Here is a 15115-nt window from a genome sequence, read left to right as displayed (position 1 = left end):
GGCGAGCGGTGCAGAAGTCGTGCGTCTCCCCGCCGCGAGTATAGCGTTTGTCGGGAGGCGTGCACGAGCAATTTCAAGAATCCGCCGGCACGGAGAGGGAGCACCCATGGTTTCGCAGAAAGATCAGCCGTTCATCGCCGCCACCGCCGACGTCGCGGAGGCCGCGCGCATCGGCGACCGCACCAAGATCTGGCACCTTGCCCAGGTGCGGGAGGACGCCGTCGTGGGTGCCGACTGCATCGTGGGGCGCGGGGCGTATGTGGGCCCCGGCGTCGAGATCGGCGACGGCTGCAAACTCCAGAACTACGCCCTCGTCTACGAGCCGGCCCGGCTCGGGCGGGGCGTTTTCATCGGACCGGCCGCCGTGCTCACCAACGACGAGTTCCCCCGCGCCGTGACCCCCGACCTGCAGCTGAAGTCGGCGGATGACTGGGAGGCCGTCGGCGTCGAGATCGGCGACGGCGCCTCGATCGGCGCCCGTGCCGTCTGCATCGCACCGGTGCGAATCGGGTCCTGGGCGCTGGTGGCCGCCGGCGCCGTCGTCACGAAGGACGTCCCCGACTACGCGCTCGTCGTGGGGGTTCCCGCGCGGCGGATCGGCTGGGTCGGCCGGGCGGGCCGCCCGCTCGCGCAGGAGGGCGAGGACTGGGTCTGCCCCACGACCGGCGAGCGCTACCGCGAATCCGCCGGCACGCTGCATCCCCTCCCCTGACCCGCCCCCCGCCCGTCCCAATTTCCTCCCTCATCTGCGGTCCGATCACCATGCGTTGTCCGTGCCGAGGAACAGATCGGCGATGCGCCAGCTGCCTTCCTGGCGTCGGAGCTCGAAGCGGTAGAAACCGGTGCCGACGACGCCACTGCGTGAGACCAGGAGCAGGTACGCCTGAGCATGGGCGGTGTCCGGGCCGGCACTGTGCAGGACGACGTTGAGCAGGTTGTGGCGTCGCTGTTCAGTCTCGGTCGGCCACGCGCTCCCGACGAGCTCGAGGATGGCATCACGACCTCGTATGGGGCCGACGTCGGTGTGGTCGGCGAACCGGAAGGTCCAGGCGGCGTCGACGGTGTGGACGGCTTCCAGGGCTTCCCGGTCGTGCTGGTCCAGGGCGAATGCGTAACGGATGAGCGCCTGGTGCACGGCGAGCTGCTCGCTCGCGTCGATCATCACGGCTCCGGGGTGGACCGTGGCGAGGTGCGCGCTGCCCCAGCCGGGTTCGACGGCCCCGCTCATGCGACGACCAGCACGATCTTGCCCCGGATGTGCCCTTGGCCTGCGCGCTCGTGTGCGGCCGCGGCCTCGGCGAGCGGGAACGTGCTGTCGATGGCGACATGGAGGGCGCCCTCGTCGACGAGCTGCAACATCTCCGAGAGCTGTGCCCCGCTCGCGCGGACCTGGATGGCGGTGACAGTGACGCCGAGCTCGGCGTTCTCCTCCTCGTCGAACTCACCGAAGTAGACCGGGTAGAGCGAACCACCACGGTTGATGATCCGGAGGAACCGGCGACTACTCGGACCGCCGACGGCGTCCAGCACGAGATCAACGTCCGAGGCGACTTCTTCCGGCTGCTGCTTGGTGTAATCGATGAACTCGTCGGCACCGAGGTCACGGAGGAATTCCTCGTGCGAGCCCGAGGCGACGGCAATGACTCGGGCACCCTTCCACTTCGCCAACTGCAGTGCGAGGTGCCCGACACCGCCCGCGGCACCGTTGATGAGGACCGTGCTGTCGGCACTGAGCGGCATCGGCACGTGCTGAGCATCCTGGAACGGCGAGGGGTGATCGTGCCCGACGTCGATGAGGAACTGCCACGCGGTGAGCCCGGACATCGCAAGCCCTGCCGCCTGCACATGGTCGACGCCGGCAGGCTTGATCGCCAAATCGCTCGCCGGCACCGTGACGTACTCGGCGTAGGCGCCGGCCTGCATCACATGAGGGAACCGAACCAGTCCGGCGACCTCGTCCCGGACCGCGAAGGCGTCCACTCGCTCTCCGATGCCAGCCACGACACCAGACACGTCAGTACCCGGGATCATCGGCAGATGGAACGGGGGCTTCAGTTCCGGCGGGACGTCGGGCATGCCCTCACGCGCGTACCAGTCCGGGGGGTTCACGCCGACCGCATGTACACGCACGAGCACCTCGCCTGGCTCAGGTACGGGGATCGGGACGTCCTCGATGCGCAGTACGTCGGGGCCCCCGAAGTGGTGCAGTCGGATGGCTTTCATCAGCCCTGTGGGCATGGTTCTCTCCTGAACTCTGGAACGGGGTACAGTAAGTGATCCAGTGATTCACTTACCTGGATCAGTGAACCACATAAAATGGTTCATTGATCCATTCCAGCGAGGAGGCACGCATGCGAGCGGACGCGCAAACCATCCACGATCGCCTGCTCGCTGTCGCAGCGCGGCTCATCGCGGAACAGGGTGTCGATACCTCGATGCGAGACCTCGCTCGGCATGCGGATGTCGGACTGGCGACTCTGCTCCGACACTTCCCCACACGGGAAGACCTGCTCGAGGCGCTCCTTCGCACTCGGTTCGATGAACTCACGGCACGCGCCGTGGAGATGGAGAGCGCCCACTCGCCAGCTGATGCACTCATGCTCTGGGTGCAGGACTTCATCGCGATGACGACGACCTACCGAGGTGTTGTGACGCTGATGGTGCGCGCGATCGAGAACCCCGAGTCCGCGCTGCACACGTCGTGCGTTGCGATGCGCGGATCCGGTGCCCGGCTCTTGGATCGCGCTCAGGCCGACGGCAGCGCTCGAGGTGACATCGAGGGGGCGGACCTGTTCGCTCTGGCATCGTCCCTGGCCTGGCTCAGCGACCAGCCCGGGTTCGACGGGCGCTCCGAGCGCCTCTTCAAGGTCATCCGCAGCGGCGTCCTCCGACATGAGTCGGCCTAGGCCGCGCCGGGAGGGCCCGGCTAGAGCTTGCGGAGCTGGACCCGCTCGACCGTGTGGTCGGCGGCCTTCTGCAGGATGAGGCTCGCCCTGTGGCGCGTGGGCAGCACGTTCTCCAGGAGGTTCGGCAGGTTGATGTCGCGCCAGTACCCGAGCGCGCGCTCCACCGCCTCCTCGTCGCTGATGTCTGCGAACACCCGGAAGTACGAGTTCGGGTTGCTGAACGAGGCCTTCCGGAGGGCCAGGAACCGGTCGACGTACCACTGCTCCACGTGCGCGGGATCGGCGTGGACGTAGATCGAGAAGTCGAACAGATCGCTGACGGCCACATCGTTCGGCGCCGGCGGGGGCTGCAGCACGTTGAGTCCCTCGACGATCACGACATCGGGCCGGCGGACCGTCACGTGCGCGTCGGGCATGATGTCGTACCGCATGTGCGAGTAGAACGGCGCACGCGCCTCTTCGGCGCCGCTCTTCACTTGGCGGAGGAAGTTCACCAGCGCGCGGCGGTCGTACGACTCCGGGAAGCCCTTGCGGTCCATCAACCCGCGCCGCTCCAGCTCGGCGTTCGGGTAGAGGAACCCGTCGGTGGTGACGAGCTCCACCCGCGGGGTGTCGGCCCAGCGGCTCATGAGCTCGCGCAGCAGGCGGGCGATCGTCGACTTGCCCACCGCGACCGACCCGGCGACACCGATGACGAACGGCGTCGTGACATCCTGCTCGCCGAGGAAGGATGCGGTGTCCGCTCCGAGCCGCTTGGTGGCGTTGGCGTACAGGCTCAGGAGGCGGCTGAGCGGGAGGTAGACCTCGTGCACCTCGCGGACATCCAGCCGGTCACCCAGGCCCCGCAGCTGCACGACCTCGGTCTCGGTGAGGGGCTGCGGCATCCCGGCGGCCAGCCGCGCCCACTCGGCTCGATCGATCTCGCGGTACGGACTCAACGACGGAGCGGGCACGGCGGTCTCAGCGGCGGGCACGCGCCCATGCTACTCCCGCGCGATCAGCGCCCGGGCGGCGCGGGGGGAGGCGATGTGCGGCATACCGCCCGCCTCTTCTGTACTGTCAGGAATACAAATACGGCTTGTTCGGAATAGGGACGTTGCCCTCGCGTTTGTGTACTGCGCAGTATCAAATTATGGACTGCGCTCCCCGATGCACTCTGAGAGAGGCAGCAGCCATGAACAGTTCCGTACCGATCGGGCCGGTAGGCGTCTGGAGCTTGGAGCTCCGTAGCCGCAACCCGGAGGTCGACCAGGTAGCCGCGGAACTCAACGATCAGGGGTGGGGTGCGATGTGGATTGCCGGCGCCGGCGGCCCCGGGATCTGGGCCAGCGCCGAACGGCTCCTCGCGGCCGGTTCGCGCACGAGTGTGGCCCTCGGAGTTGTGAGTATCTGGTCTGAGGACGGACGCCGCGCATCCTCGGAGCACGCCAGGCTGCGAGACCAGTACGGCACGCGTCTTCTCACCGGTTTCGGGGTGAGCAACCCGCAGGCGGCAGCCGCCAGCGGACACACGTTCGCGAGCCCTCTTTCCGAGATGCGACGTTTCCTCGACGAGCTGGACGCGGATGCCGGCGAACCGCCACGGCAAGAGCGGCTCGTCGGGGCGCTCGGACCGCACATGGTGTCCCTCGCCGGCGACCGCACCGCAGGCATCCACCCTTTCCTGGTCACCCCCGTTCTGACGTCTAACTACCGTGCGCTGCTGGGACCTGAACCTCTCATCGCGCCCCACCAAGCGGTCGTTCTGGAGACCGACCCGGCTCGAGCACGAGCCACCGCCCGCGCCGGAATTGGCATGTATTTCGGCTTCCCCAGTTATCAGGCGAACCTGCGCCGAGCCGGCTTCGGCGATGACGACTTCCTTCAGGGCGGCAGCGACCGGCTCATCGACGCCACCGTCGCCTGGGGAGACATGGATGCCATCGCCCGGCGGGTTTCGGAGCAGCACGCTGCGGGCGCCGACCACGTCGCCATCCAGGTCCTGACGGACAACCGCGGTTTCCCCCGCCACGAGTGGGCCGAACTTTCTCGCGCACTACTGCCATCGGAGAGCTAATGGACAGCACCACCACACGCAACACCGGTTCGACGCGAGCACACACACCGCCCCTCCCGGGGATGCGGATGTGGTGGGCGGTCGCCTCCCTCGCCCTCGGCGCGTTCATCCTCGTCGCCACCGAGTTCCTCCCCATCGGCGTACTGCCGCAGATCGCCGAGGAGTTGGAGGTCACGACCGGAACCGCGGGGTTGATGATTCTGGTTCCCGGGCTGGTTGCGGCGATTTCCGCACCGCTGGTCGTGGTGGGCCTGGCACGTATCCCCCGAAACCGGCTCGTGCTTCTTCTCGGCCTGCTGCTGCTCCTGGCGAACATCATCGGAGCGTTCGCTCCCACCTTCGCGATCCTGCTTCTGGGTCGCGTGCTGGTCGGGGTCGCGCTGGGCGGTTTCTGGGCGGTCGTGCCCTCACTGGGGTTCCGCCTCGCAGGTGAGAAGAACGGTACGAAAGCGACGTCGATCATCTTGGCGGGCATCTCCGCAGGGACCGTGATCGGTCTGCCCGCGGGACAGTTCATCGGCCAGCTCGCGGGCTGGCGCGCGGTGTTTCTGAGCGCTGCGGCACTGTCGGCGATCGTGCTTATCGCGCAGCTTGTGCTGCTGCCCCGGATCGGCCCCACCGTCGGCATGAAGTGGCGTCAATTGAGCCGGGTGTTCCAGTCGCCACCGGCCCGAGTCGCGCTGATCGCCTCTGTTCTGGTGGCCACCGGTCAGTTCGCAGCGTCGACGTTCATCACCCCCTTCCTGGTGGACGAAGCACACCTGGCAGCCGGGGTCGTCACGGCCCTGTTCGTCGCGTACGGTGTCGCGGGCGTGTTCGGCACTCTGCTCGGCGGCTACCTCATTGCGAAGAACCGGTTGGCGACGCTTGCAGGTGTGTCACTCGTTCTTGGGGCACTCCTGGTGCTGCTGCCGCTCATCGCCGGGTGGGGCATCGTCGTCGGCGCACTCTTCACCGTGTGGGGGCTCCTGTGGGGCATCGTCCCGCTCTCCCTGCAGACCTGGATGATGGCCTCCCAACCGGGCGCGCCGGAAGCAGCATCCGCTGTGCTGGTCTCCACCATGCAGGGGTCCATCGCGCTCGGATCCCTCCTGGGCGGTGTGCTCGTGGACATCGCCGGACTGCGGATCGACTTCGTCATCGCCGGCGTACTCGCCCTCGCCGCGGGACTGTACCCGCTCGTCCGTCGCGTGACGCCCCACTAATCCGCGCGGGCTGGCGCAACAGGGGGGTACGCAAGCGCGCGCCGCGCACCCCCTCCCGGTTGCGCCCCTCCGGGCCCGCGCGGATCGAGGACATCTCGCGAATCGAGGACCCTCCGGCCAGCATCCATCCTCGATCCGCGAGAATTCCTCGATTCCCGCGCCACCGCTGATCCGCACTGCCGTTCCTTCGCCGTCCGCAGCCCCCTTCCTTTGCCGCCCGCGCCCGGCTGCTGAGCGAGGGCGCCGTCCCCGGTCGCTGAGCGAGCGGAGCGAGACGAAGCCCCGCGACCGCTACGCTCAACGGGTGCGCCTCGGGGTTCTTGACATCGGTTCGAACACGGTCCATCTCCTGGTCGCCAATGCCCGCCCCGGCGGACGTCCGACCGCGACCACGAGCCACCGCACCGTGCTGCGGCTCATGCGCCACCTCACGCCCGACGGTGCGATCGATGCCGCCGGCGTCGCGGCGCTCGTGGATGCGGTCACCGAGGCCCGTGCGAAGGCCGCGGCCGAGGGGGTGGACGAACTGCTCGCCACCGCGACCTCGGCGGTGCGCGAGGCGACGAACGGCCCCGCCGTGATCGCCCGCATCGAGGAGGCGCTCGGCCAGGCGCTGCAGGTGCTCGGCGGTGACACCGAGGCACGGTTCACGTTCCTCGCGGTCCGCCGGTGGTTCGGCTGGTCGGCGGGACAGATCCTGCTGTTCGACATCGGCGGCGGATCGCTCGAGCTCGCCGGTGGCGCAGACGAGCTGCCCGATCTGGCCGACTCCGTGGCGCTGGGCGCCGGACGGATGACCATCGATTTCCTCCCCGACGATCCTCCGAACGACTTCCAGCTCGAGGCGCTGCGCCGGCACGCCGCATCCGTCCTCTCGCCGGTCGCGGAGCGCTTCGCAACCCTCCCGCGTCCCGATCATGTCGTGGGGTCGTCCAAGGCGATCCGATCGCTCGCGACGCTGGCCGGATACCCGGTGCCCGGCTGGTCGGGCATCGACCGGATGGTGCTCCCCCGCCGCGAGCTGAAGGCGTGGATCCCGCGGCTGGCCCGCATCCCGGCGGAGGCGCGCCAGGAGCTTCCCGGCATCACCGCCGACCGCGCGACCCAGATCGTCGCGGCCGCGGTCGTGCTCCACCAGGCGATGAAGGCGATGCGCGTCGAGGAACTCGAGGTGGCGCCGTGGGCGCTTCGCGAGGGCGTGCTGCTGCGCTACATCGAGTCCCTCGCGATGTAACCCCCGCTGAGCCCGTCGAAGCGCAAGCGACACGGAGCCCGCTCCCGGTCGCTGAGCTTGTCGAAGCGTCCGGGAACGGACCGACCTCGCGTCAGCTCACGAGGTCGCGGAGGTGCCGGTAGGCGCCCTTGAAGAACAGCAGCGGCTCGTGGCGGTGCCACTCCGGCGGGCTCAGCTCGACAACCTTGCCGATCACGATGAGGTGATCGCCCGCCTCGTGCTCGGCCCAGATCTCGCAATCCAGCCACATGAGGGTGTCGTTGATGACGGGGTTCCCCGCCTCGGTCGGCGTCCACGCGACCCCCGCCCACTTGTCCGATCCCTTGCGGGCGAACTGGCTCGACACGTCGTGCTGATGGTGCGAGAGCACGTTCACGGCGAACCGGCCGGTGTCGCGGATGCGGGGGTACGTCGTCGACGTCGTCATGACGCTGAAGGAGATGAGCGGCGGATCCATCGACACGCTGTAGAACGACTGGCACGTGAAGCCGATGGGGCCGTCGTCGTCGACGCCGCTGACGATGGTGATCCCGGATGCGAAGTGCCCGAGGGTGTCGCGGAAGGCTCGGGGGTCGACGGTGCTCATCGCGCCACCTCCGCGTCCACGCCTGCCGGCGCTTCCACCCGCGTGGCGCCGGCGAGGGATGCCAGTCGCGCGAGGTTTCCGCGGTACTCGGCGGCCGCCGCATCCACGAGGTCGTCGAGGCGGTCCATCTGGCTCGAGATGAAGTAGAAACCGCGGCCAGGGACGATGGCGCCGAGCTCCGCGAGGAGCGGCGCCAGGGTGTGCGTCGGACCCATCGAGTGGGTCTGATCGGCCCCGGTGAGAACCGGGATCGCGACGACGCCCGACAGCCCGTTCGCAGGGTACCGATCGAGGAAGGCCTTCAGGAGGCCCGTGAACGTCGCCTTGTAGGTCGGCGAGGCGAAGACCGCGAGGTCGCTTCCGGCGACGGCGGCGTTCAGCGCCGCCATCGTCTCCGACGGCCACGCGAAGATGTCGGCTTCGTAGTCGGCGAGGTCGATCACCGTCAGGTCGTAGGTGCCGGGGCCGAGCAGGCTCTCGACCAGGGTCGTGGCCACCTTCAGGGTTCGCGATTGCGGCTTGGGATTGCCGACGACGACCGAGACTTTCACTGTCATGTCTTACTCACACTTTCACCGGTTGGCAGGAAGGTGAGACGCGCGGTCGCCGAACGCACCCGAAAGCAGGCGGGGTTCGAGCGACACCGACGTCTCTCTTGTTCCACCGAGGTTTTTTGTCCCGGTGGCCCGCAACGGCTTACGTTGCCTCACCAGGATACGCCGTGGATGTTTCGCACAGGTAACCCGCGTCATCCCCGGCATGCACGCACGACCCACGCACGACGCACGCGCGCAGCAGCGCTCTACGCGGCGAGGCGCTCGCGCACGACCGTCGCGATGCGGTCGGCGTAGGCCTGGGCCGACTCGGCGTCCGCGGCCTCGACCATGACGCGCACGAGGGCTTCGGTTCCGGATGCGCGCAGCAGCACGCGTCCGGTGTCGCCGAGTTCGCCGGTGACGGCCTTCACCTCGGCCTGCAGCACCTCGTCGGTCGCGACGCGGGTGCGGTCGACGTCGCGCACGTTCACGAGCACCTGGGGGAACACGGTCATGACCGAGGCGAGCTCGGCGAGGGTCTTCCCCTGCCGCGCCATCTCGGCCACGAGGTGCAGGCCCGTGAGCAGTCCGTCGCCGGTGGTGGCGAAATCGCTCATGATGACGTGACCCGACTGCTCGCCGCCGAGGGAGTAGCCGTTCTTGTTCATCGCCTCGAGCACGTAGCGGTCGCCCACGCCGGTCTGCACGACGTCGATGCCGTGTTCCTTCATGGCGCGGTGAAGGCCCAGGTTGCTCATCACGGTCGCCACCAGGGTGTCGTCCACGAGGCGCCCGCGGTCTTTCATCGCCACCGCGAGGATCGCCATGATCTGGTCGCCGTCGACGATGCGGCCCGCCGCATCCACGGCGAGGCACCGGTCCGCGTCGCCGTCGTGGGCGATTCCGACGTCGGCGCCCACTTCGAGCACCTTCGTCGCGAGCTGGTCGAGGTGCGTCGAGCCGACGCCGTCGTTGATGTTGAGGCCGTCGGGGTCGGCGCCGATGACGGTGACCTGGGCTCCGGCGTCGCGGAACGTCTCGGGCGACACGCCGGCGGCGGCGCCGTGCGCGCAGTCGAGCACGACGTGGATGCCGTCGAGCCGGTGCGGCAGGGAGGCGAGCAGGTGCACGACGTAACGGTCTTCGGCGTCGGCGAAGCGGCGGATGCGGCCGACACCGGCGCCGGTGGGCTGCAGCTTGTCCCACTCGAGGGCGGCTTCGATGCGCTGCTCGACGATGTCGGGGAGCTTCACGCCGCCGCGGGCGAAGATCTTGATGCCGTTGTCGGGAGCCGGGTTGTGCGAGGCCGACACCATTACGCCGAAGTCGGCGTCGATGTCGCCGATCAGGTACGCCGCAGCCGGGGTCGGGATGACGCCCGCATCGAGCACGTCGACACCGGATGAGGCGAGCCCGGCTGCGACGGCGGCGGAGATGAACTCGCCCGACACGCGCGGATCACGGGCGACGACGGCGGTAAGCCGCCGTCCCTCGGCGCGCCGCGCCGCAGCCGTACGGCCCTGGCCCAGGACGACGGCGGTCGCCTGGGCCAGGTGAAGTGCGAGGTCGGCGGTGAGGGGGCCGTTGGCCAGCCCCCGCACCCCGTCCGTGCCGAACAGCGGCATGGAACGAGCCGAACTCAGCGCTTGGAGTACTGAGGCGCCTTGCGGGCCTTCTTGAGACCGGCCTTCTTGCGCTCCTTGACGCGAGCGTCACGGGAGAGGAAGCCGGCCTTCTTCAGGGCGGCGCGGTTGTTCTCCACGTCGATCCCGTTGAGCGAGCGGGCGATGCCCAGGCGCAGCGCGCCGGCCTGACCCGAGGGGCCACCGCCGGAGATGCGTGCGATGACGTCGTACGCGTCGGTGAGGTTGAGCACGGTGAAGGGGTCCTTCACGAGCTGCTGGTGCAGCTTGTTCGGGAAGTAGTCCTCGAACGTGCGGCCGTTGACGGTGATGACGCCGGTGCCGGGGACGATGCGCACGCGGGCGATGGCCTGCTTGCGGCGGCCCACTGCGGCACCCGGCACGCTCAGAACGGGGCGCTCGGCGGCGACGACGGTCTGGTCAGCCGGCGTCTCGGTTGAGTAGTTCTCGATGTTCGACACGAGTGATCCTTAATCGGCGCTTACTGGGCGACCTGGTCGAAGGTGTACGTCTTGGGCTGCTGCGCACCGTGGGGGTGCTCTGCGCCGCGGTAGACCTTGAGCTTGGAGAGCTGCTGAGCGCCCAGGCTGTTCTTCGGGAGCATGCCGCGAACGGCCTTCTCGACGGCGCGCTCGGGGTTCTTCGCGAGAAGCTCCTCGTAGGTGACCGACTTGAGACCGCCCGGGTAACCCGAGTGGCGGTACGCCTTCTTCTTCTGGAGCTTCTGGCCCGTCAGCGCGACCTTGTCGGCGTTGATGATGATGACGAAGTCGCCGGCGTCCATGTGGTTGGCGAAGGTCGGCTTGTGCTTGCCGCGGAGGAGCACCGCGGCGTGGGAGGCGAGGCGGCCGAGAACCACGTCGGTGGCGTCGATCACGAGCCAGTCGCGCTGGGCTTCGCCAGCTTTGGGGGTGTAAGTGCGCGTCACAGTAATGCTGCTTTCTGATTCGAACGGAGGTGTTCGTGAATCCCGCTCCGGGGGCTTTTCTCTGTCGGTCCCCGAGCTTGTCGAGGGGCCGAAGAGCGAAGACACCAGTGGAGGGCTCACGTTCGCAGTGCCGCCAGCAGTCGGCGAGCACCAAACGAATAGCTTACGGCATGCGGATGCTGCAGCCAAACAGCATCCGCATGCCCCGGTCGCCAAGCCCAAGCCCGGCCGCCCAGCCCAGCGCCGCGCGCCAAGCCAGGGCCGGTCGCTGAGCCTGTCGAAGCGTCCGGCCCGAAACGCGGGGGTAACCGCGAGCGTCTATCGTGACGGGATGCTCCGAGCACCCGTCGATCCGCGCGTGCGGGGCCTGCTCGTGGTCGCTCTGGGCGTATACGTGCTGGTTCTGGCGCTGATCGCGTTCTGGCCGACGCACGTCGACCGCGACGCTGGACCGCTGCTCGCGGCGATCGAGCGTCTCCTGCCGTGGGCGACGCATCGGCGCCTGGAGTTCACGGCGAACATCGCGCTCTTCCTGCCGTTCGGGCTGCTGCTGACACCGCTCGTGCGCTCGGCACCGGTCACCCTCGCCCTGGGTATCGCGGCGTCGCTGGCGATCGAGGTCGTGCAAGACCTGGCGCTCCCCGGACGGACGGCGAGCGCGTGGGATGTCGCCGCCAACTCCCTCGGCACGGCCGCCGGCGTCGTCCTCGCGCTCCTCATCGCCCGGCTGACACGCCCGGCGCCCGCACCCGCCGGCGCCCGCTGACCCACCCCCGCGTCACCCGCGCCCGCTGACCCACCCCCGCGTCATCGGATGCCGGCGGCTCAGCTGAGGCTGGGCCCGCTCGATCCGCCGAGCAGCGTGCCGGCGGTGGAGAGCGCCACCCAGAGGCCGTTGTAGACGATGTGCACGAGCACGGCGGCCCAGATGCGTCCCGTCTGCAGCACGAGGAGGCTGTTGACGAGCCCGACGAGCGTCAGCGACACCGCGGCATCCCACGGAATCGGCGCGAGAACGGCGTGCGCCACCACGAAGAGGCCGGTGGAGACGAGCGCCGCGGCGAATCCGGCGACGCCGCGCCCGGCGATCCGGCGCACCGCCGTGTACACGGCGACCAGCACGAGCCCGCGGAAGAAGAACTCCTCGAGCACCGGCGCGATAAGAGTGGCACCGAGCAGCTCGTTGAAGAACCATCCCGCCGGCAGGCCGCCACCGACGGAGGGGTACGACGGCCAGGCTCCACTGCCGCCGGCGAGCATCTCCAGCCCTCCCTGCGCGAAGCGCAACAGGATGCCGAGGCTGATGCCATAGAGAAGGTCGAGTAGGCGGAAGCGCAGCAGCGCCCGCGGGCGCGACCGGACGGACGCGAAGACGACGGGTGCGGCGAAGGCGATCCACAGCACCACGAGCGACAGGGTCGACCCGAGCGGCTGGGGAGCGAATTCGTTGAGCGCCGCGGCGGCGACGATGCCGGCGCCGAGGCTGAGCACCGCCCAGCCGAGCATCTCCCAGCCCCAGCGCTGCACCGAGGTGCCGCCCTCGATCCAGGTGCGGTGCCGGCGCGGCGACCGGCGGCGGCTCGACCGCTCACCAGGTGCCTCCTCGACCGTTTCCGCCGTCTCGACATCGACCTCCGACACAGGGAGGTCACGGCGCGCGGCGTCGGTAGACTCGGACATCGACGCCCACGTTACCGGCCCGCCGCCGGTCGCCGAGGAGTGACCTCGGCCTCCCCCGGTCGCCCGGCGGGCGGAGCGAGACGAAGCGCCCCCACGCCGACAGATAAGGGACGGGATGCTCGACCTGGACCTGAGCGGCCTGTTCGCCCCGCAGGGCGACACGTCGTCGTCGCCGACCATCGAGATCCTCACCGTCTGCACCGGCAACATCTGCCGCTCGCCGCTGGCCGAGCAGGTGCTGCGCGCGCGCCTGAGTCCCCTCGACGTCCGGGTCGCCAGCGCCGGCACCAGCGCGATGATCGATTCGCCGATGACACCCGAAGCGGCGCGGATGGCCGCATCCCTCGGCGTCGCGGCCGACGACAGCGCCGCCCACCGCGGCCGCTGGCTGAGCGAGCGCGAACTGGTGACGCCCGACCTCGTGATGGCCATGACGCGCGAGCACCGGAAGGGCGTCGTGGAGCTCTCCCCCGCGCGGATGCGGTCGACCTTCACCGTGCGCGAGTTCGAGCGTCTCGCATCCGGCGTCCCCGACTCGGAACTGATCGGGGCCGCGGATGCTGCCGGCACCGACCCGCACGTCCGCGTCCGTGCAGCGCTGGAGGTGCTGAACGCGCGCCGCGGCGGGGTCGACGCGCCCTCCGATCCGGCCGCCGATGACGTGATCGATCCCTACCGCCGGTCGTGGGAGACGTACCAGCGTTCGACCGCTCAACTGCTCCCCGGACTGGGGGAAATCACGCGGGTTCTGCGGGCGGTTCTGACCTGATCGGAACGGCGTGCCGCCGTCACGGATTGGAAACACTCTGTATGGCAGGATGATCGCGTACCCGCGCACACCCGAGAGGCGTCATGGAGCTCAGCGACTACATCCGCATCCTCCGCAAGAGTTGGCTCGTGATCCTCGCCACGACTCTCCTCGGGATCGCGGTGGCTGCCGGGTACTCCCTCACGCGCACACCTCTCTATGAGGCATCCACCCGCGTCTTCGTCTCGACGGAGGCCGGTGGGAGCGTTGCCGAGCTGCAGCAGGGCGGTAGCTTCGCCCTCCAGCGCGTGGGCACGTACGTCCAGCTCGCCGAGAGCCCGCTCGTCCTCAATCCCGTCATCGCCGAGCTCGGCCTGGAGGGCACCGCCGATGCCCTCGCCGAGCAGGTGACGTCGTCGACCCCCCTCAACTCCTTCCTCATCGACATCTCTGTCGAAGACGCCGATCCCGTCATGGCGGCCGATCTCGCCAACGCGATTTCGGCAAGCCTGACCGCGGCGGTCGAGACGATCGAGACGCGCGAAGGCCAGCCCACCAGCCCGGTGCAGCTCAGCCGGGTGAAAGACGCGCTGCCCCCGCTCAAGCCCGTCAGCCCCAACGTGCCCCTGAACCTCGCCCTGGGCGGGCTGATCGGCCTCGCCGCCGGGCTCGGCATCTCGGTGCTCCGCTCGGTGCTCGACAACCGGGTGCGCAACGCCCGCGACGTCGAAGCCCTCACCGACCGGCCCCTCATCGGAGCCATCCCGTTCGACCCGAAGGCGAGCGAGCGGCCCCTCATCCTCGAGGCCGACCCCCACAACACCCGCTCCGAGGCGTTCCGGTCACTCCGCACCAACCTCCAGTTCCTCGAGATGGACGGCGGGCACAGCTTCGTCGTCACGTCGAGCCTGCCGAGCGAGGGCAAGTCGACGACGACGATCAACCTGGCCGTCGCCCTCGCCGACGCCGGTAAGCGCGTCGCGCTCATCGACTGCGATCTGCGCAAGCCGAAGGTGTCGGAGTACCTGAACATCGAGGGCGGCGCGGGCCTCACCGACGTCCTCATCGGCCGCGCCCGCGTCGCCGACGTCATGTTCCCCTGGGGCAAGCGCCCGCTCTACATCCTTCCGGCCGGGAAGATCCCGCCGAACCCCAGCGAGCTGCTCGGCTCGAAGCAGATGGGCCAGCTGCTCGAGGCGCTTTCGAAAGAGTTCGACGTCGTCCTGTGCGACGCTCCCCCGCTTCTTCCCGTGACGGATGCGGCGATCCTCTCCCGCTCCACCGCCGGGGCGATCGTCATCGTCGCGGCGGGCCGGACCACCACTCACCAGCTCAGCGGTGCCTTCGAGGCTCTGGAGACGGTGGGCGGCAAGGTCGCCGGCGTCGTCATGACGATGGTGCCGACGCGTGGACCCGATGCCTACGGCTACGGGTATGGCTACGGCTACGGCGGCTACGGCAACTACGTGGAGTCGCAGACCCCGTCGAAGCCCGACAAGCCTCGCCGTGCAGCCCGCCGCCGATCCGGGCGCGCAGGAGCTCAGCCCGCCACCGAAACCGGCGCTTCCAGCCTGCTTCCCTGACTCAGGAGTG

17 protein-coding genes are annotated in these 15115 nt (G+C 69.1%); 8 read left to right on the top strand and 9 right to left on the bottom strand.

The features are described 5' to 3' along the window. The first annotated feature begins 106 nt into the window (after positions 1-106). Positions 107-712: an acyltransferase gene (locus tag AC2DFQ_RS09375; RefSeq protein ID WP_484533696.1), complete on the top strand. Its 606-nt coding sequence runs from the start codon at positions 107-109 to the stop codon at positions 710-712. A 45-nt stretch (positions 713-757) separates the two neighbouring features. Here AC2DFQ_RS09375 and AC2DFQ_RS09370 read toward each other — a convergent pair whose 3' ends face one another. Next, on the bottom strand, positions 758-1228 hold the full coding sequence (locus tag AC2DFQ_RS09370) for a nuclear transport factor 2 family protein (RefSeq protein WP_484533695.1): 471 nt from the start codon (positions 1226-1228) through the stop codon (positions 758-760). Beyond that, positions 1225-2238, bottom strand: coding sequence for an NADP-dependent oxidoreductase (locus AC2DFQ_RS09365; protein ID WP_484533694.1), 1014 nt, complete (start codon positions 2236-2238; stop codon positions 1225-1227). Before AC2DFQ_RS09365 ends, AC2DFQ_RS09370 begins: the two co-directional genes overlap by 4 nt. Before the next feature lie 86 nt (positions 2239-2324). Between AC2DFQ_RS09365 and AC2DFQ_RS09360 the strand changes: the two genes are divergently transcribed. Continuing rightward, positions 2325-2906 carry a TetR/AcrR family transcriptional regulator gene (locus AC2DFQ_RS09360; RefSeq protein ID WP_484533693.1) on the top strand — a complete coding sequence of 194 codons (582 nt, stop codon included), beginning with the start codon at positions 2325-2327 and terminating at the stop codon, positions 2904-2906. A gap of 20 nt (positions 2907-2926) precedes the next feature. On the opposite strand, the gene coaA is transcribed toward AC2DFQ_RS09360, so the two are convergent. Further along, entirely contained in the window at positions 2927-3880 is a 954-nt protein-coding gene (coaA, locus tag AC2DFQ_RS09355) for a type I pantothenate kinase (RefSeq protein ID WP_484533692.1), read from the bottom strand. A 200-nt stretch (positions 3881-4080) separates the two neighbouring features. Between coaA and AC2DFQ_RS09350 the strand changes: the two genes are divergently transcribed. The 3 genes from AC2DFQ_RS09350 (at position 4081) to AC2DFQ_RS09340 (ending at position 7401) form a co-directional block, all read left to right on the top strand. Beyond that, positions 4081-4962 (top strand): TIGR03620 family F420-dependent LLM class oxidoreductase, encoded by an 882-nt coding sequence (locus AC2DFQ_RS09350; protein ID WP_484533691.1) that lies wholly within the window; start codon positions 4081-4083, stop codon positions 4960-4962. Continuing rightward, positions 4962-6167, top strand: coding sequence for an MFS transporter (locus AC2DFQ_RS09345; protein WP_484533690.1), 1206 nt, complete (start codon positions 4962-4964; stop codon positions 6165-6167). The genes AC2DFQ_RS09350 and AC2DFQ_RS09345 overlap by 1 nt, the downstream gene beginning before the upstream one ends. A gap of 304 nt (positions 6168-6471) precedes the next feature. Then, positions 6472-7401 (top strand): Ppx/GppA phosphatase family protein, encoded by a 930-nt coding sequence (locus AC2DFQ_RS09340; RefSeq protein ID WP_484533689.1) that lies wholly within the window; start codon positions 6472-6474, stop codon positions 7399-7401. A 91-nt stretch (positions 7402-7492) separates the two neighbouring features. Here the strand turns inward: AC2DFQ_RS09340 and AC2DFQ_RS09335 are convergent, their stop codons facing one another. The 5 genes from AC2DFQ_RS09335 to rplM form a co-directional block, all read right to left on the bottom strand. Next, positions 7493-7987: a flavin reductase family protein gene (locus AC2DFQ_RS09335; protein WP_484510464.1), complete on the bottom strand. Its 495-nt coding sequence runs from the start codon at positions 7985-7987 to the stop codon at positions 7493-7495. Further along, entirely contained in the window at positions 7984-8544 is a 561-nt protein-coding gene (locus tag AC2DFQ_RS09330) for an NADPH-dependent FMN reductase (RefSeq protein ID WP_484510463.1), read from the bottom strand. Before AC2DFQ_RS09330 ends, AC2DFQ_RS09335 begins: the two co-directional genes overlap by 4 nt. A 245-nt stretch (positions 8545-8789) precedes the next feature. Next, positions 8790-10148, bottom strand: coding sequence for a phosphoglucosamine mutase (glmM, locus tag AC2DFQ_RS09325; protein WP_484510462.1), 1359 nt, complete (start codon positions 10146-10148; stop codon positions 8790-8792). 14 nt (positions 10149-10162) lie between these two features. Next, the gene (rpsI, locus tag AC2DFQ_RS09320) at positions 10163-10627 is read right to left on the bottom strand and encodes a 30S ribosomal protein S9 (protein ID WP_484510461.1); all 465 of its coding nucleotides are present in this window, start codon (positions 10625-10627) and stop codon (positions 10163-10165) included. A 20-nt stretch (positions 10628-10647) separates the two neighbouring features. Then, positions 10648-11094: a 50S ribosomal protein L13 gene (gene rplM, locus AC2DFQ_RS09315; protein WP_484510460.1), complete on the bottom strand. Its 447-nt coding sequence runs from the start codon at positions 11092-11094 to the stop codon at positions 10648-10650. A gap of 331 nt (positions 11095-11425) precedes the next feature. Between rplM and AC2DFQ_RS09310 the strand changes: the two genes are divergently transcribed. Next, positions 11426-11860 carry a VanZ family protein gene (locus tag AC2DFQ_RS09310; protein WP_484533688.1) on the top strand — a complete coding sequence of 145 codons (435 nt, stop codon included), beginning with the start codon at positions 11426-11428 and terminating at the stop codon, positions 11858-11860. A 59-nt stretch (positions 11861-11919) separates the two neighbouring features. Here the strand turns inward: AC2DFQ_RS09310 and AC2DFQ_RS09305 are convergent, their stop codons facing one another. Next, complete coding sequence (locus tag AC2DFQ_RS09305) at positions 11920-12774, bottom strand: CPBP family intramembrane glutamic endopeptidase (protein ID WP_484533687.1); 855 nt, start codon at positions 12772-12774, stop codon at positions 11920-11922. Between the two features lie 115 nt (positions 12775-12889). Here AC2DFQ_RS09305 and AC2DFQ_RS09300 point away from each other — a divergent pair, with 115 nt between their 5' ends. Together AC2DFQ_RS09300 and AC2DFQ_RS09295 are read left to right on the top strand one after the other, a co-directional pair. After that, positions 12890-13543, top strand: a complete 654-nt coding sequence (locus AC2DFQ_RS09300; protein ID WP_484533686.1) for an arsenate reductase/protein-tyrosine-phosphatase family protein — start codon at positions 12890-12892, stop codon at positions 13541-13543. Positions 13544-13626: 83 nt separating this feature from the next. Next, the gene (locus tag AC2DFQ_RS09295; RefSeq protein ID WP_484533685.1) at positions 13627-15105 is read left to right on the top strand and encodes a tyrosine-protein kinase domain-containing protein; all 1479 of its coding nucleotides are present in this window, start codon (positions 13627-13629) and stop codon (positions 15103-15105) included. Positions 15106-15115 lie beyond the last annotated feature (10 nt).

It is taken from the genome of Microbacterium sp. Z11_20, assembly GCF_057197605.1.
Note: the sequence above shows the minus strand (reverse complement) of the source record. Positions and strands in the feature narration are given on the sequence as shown.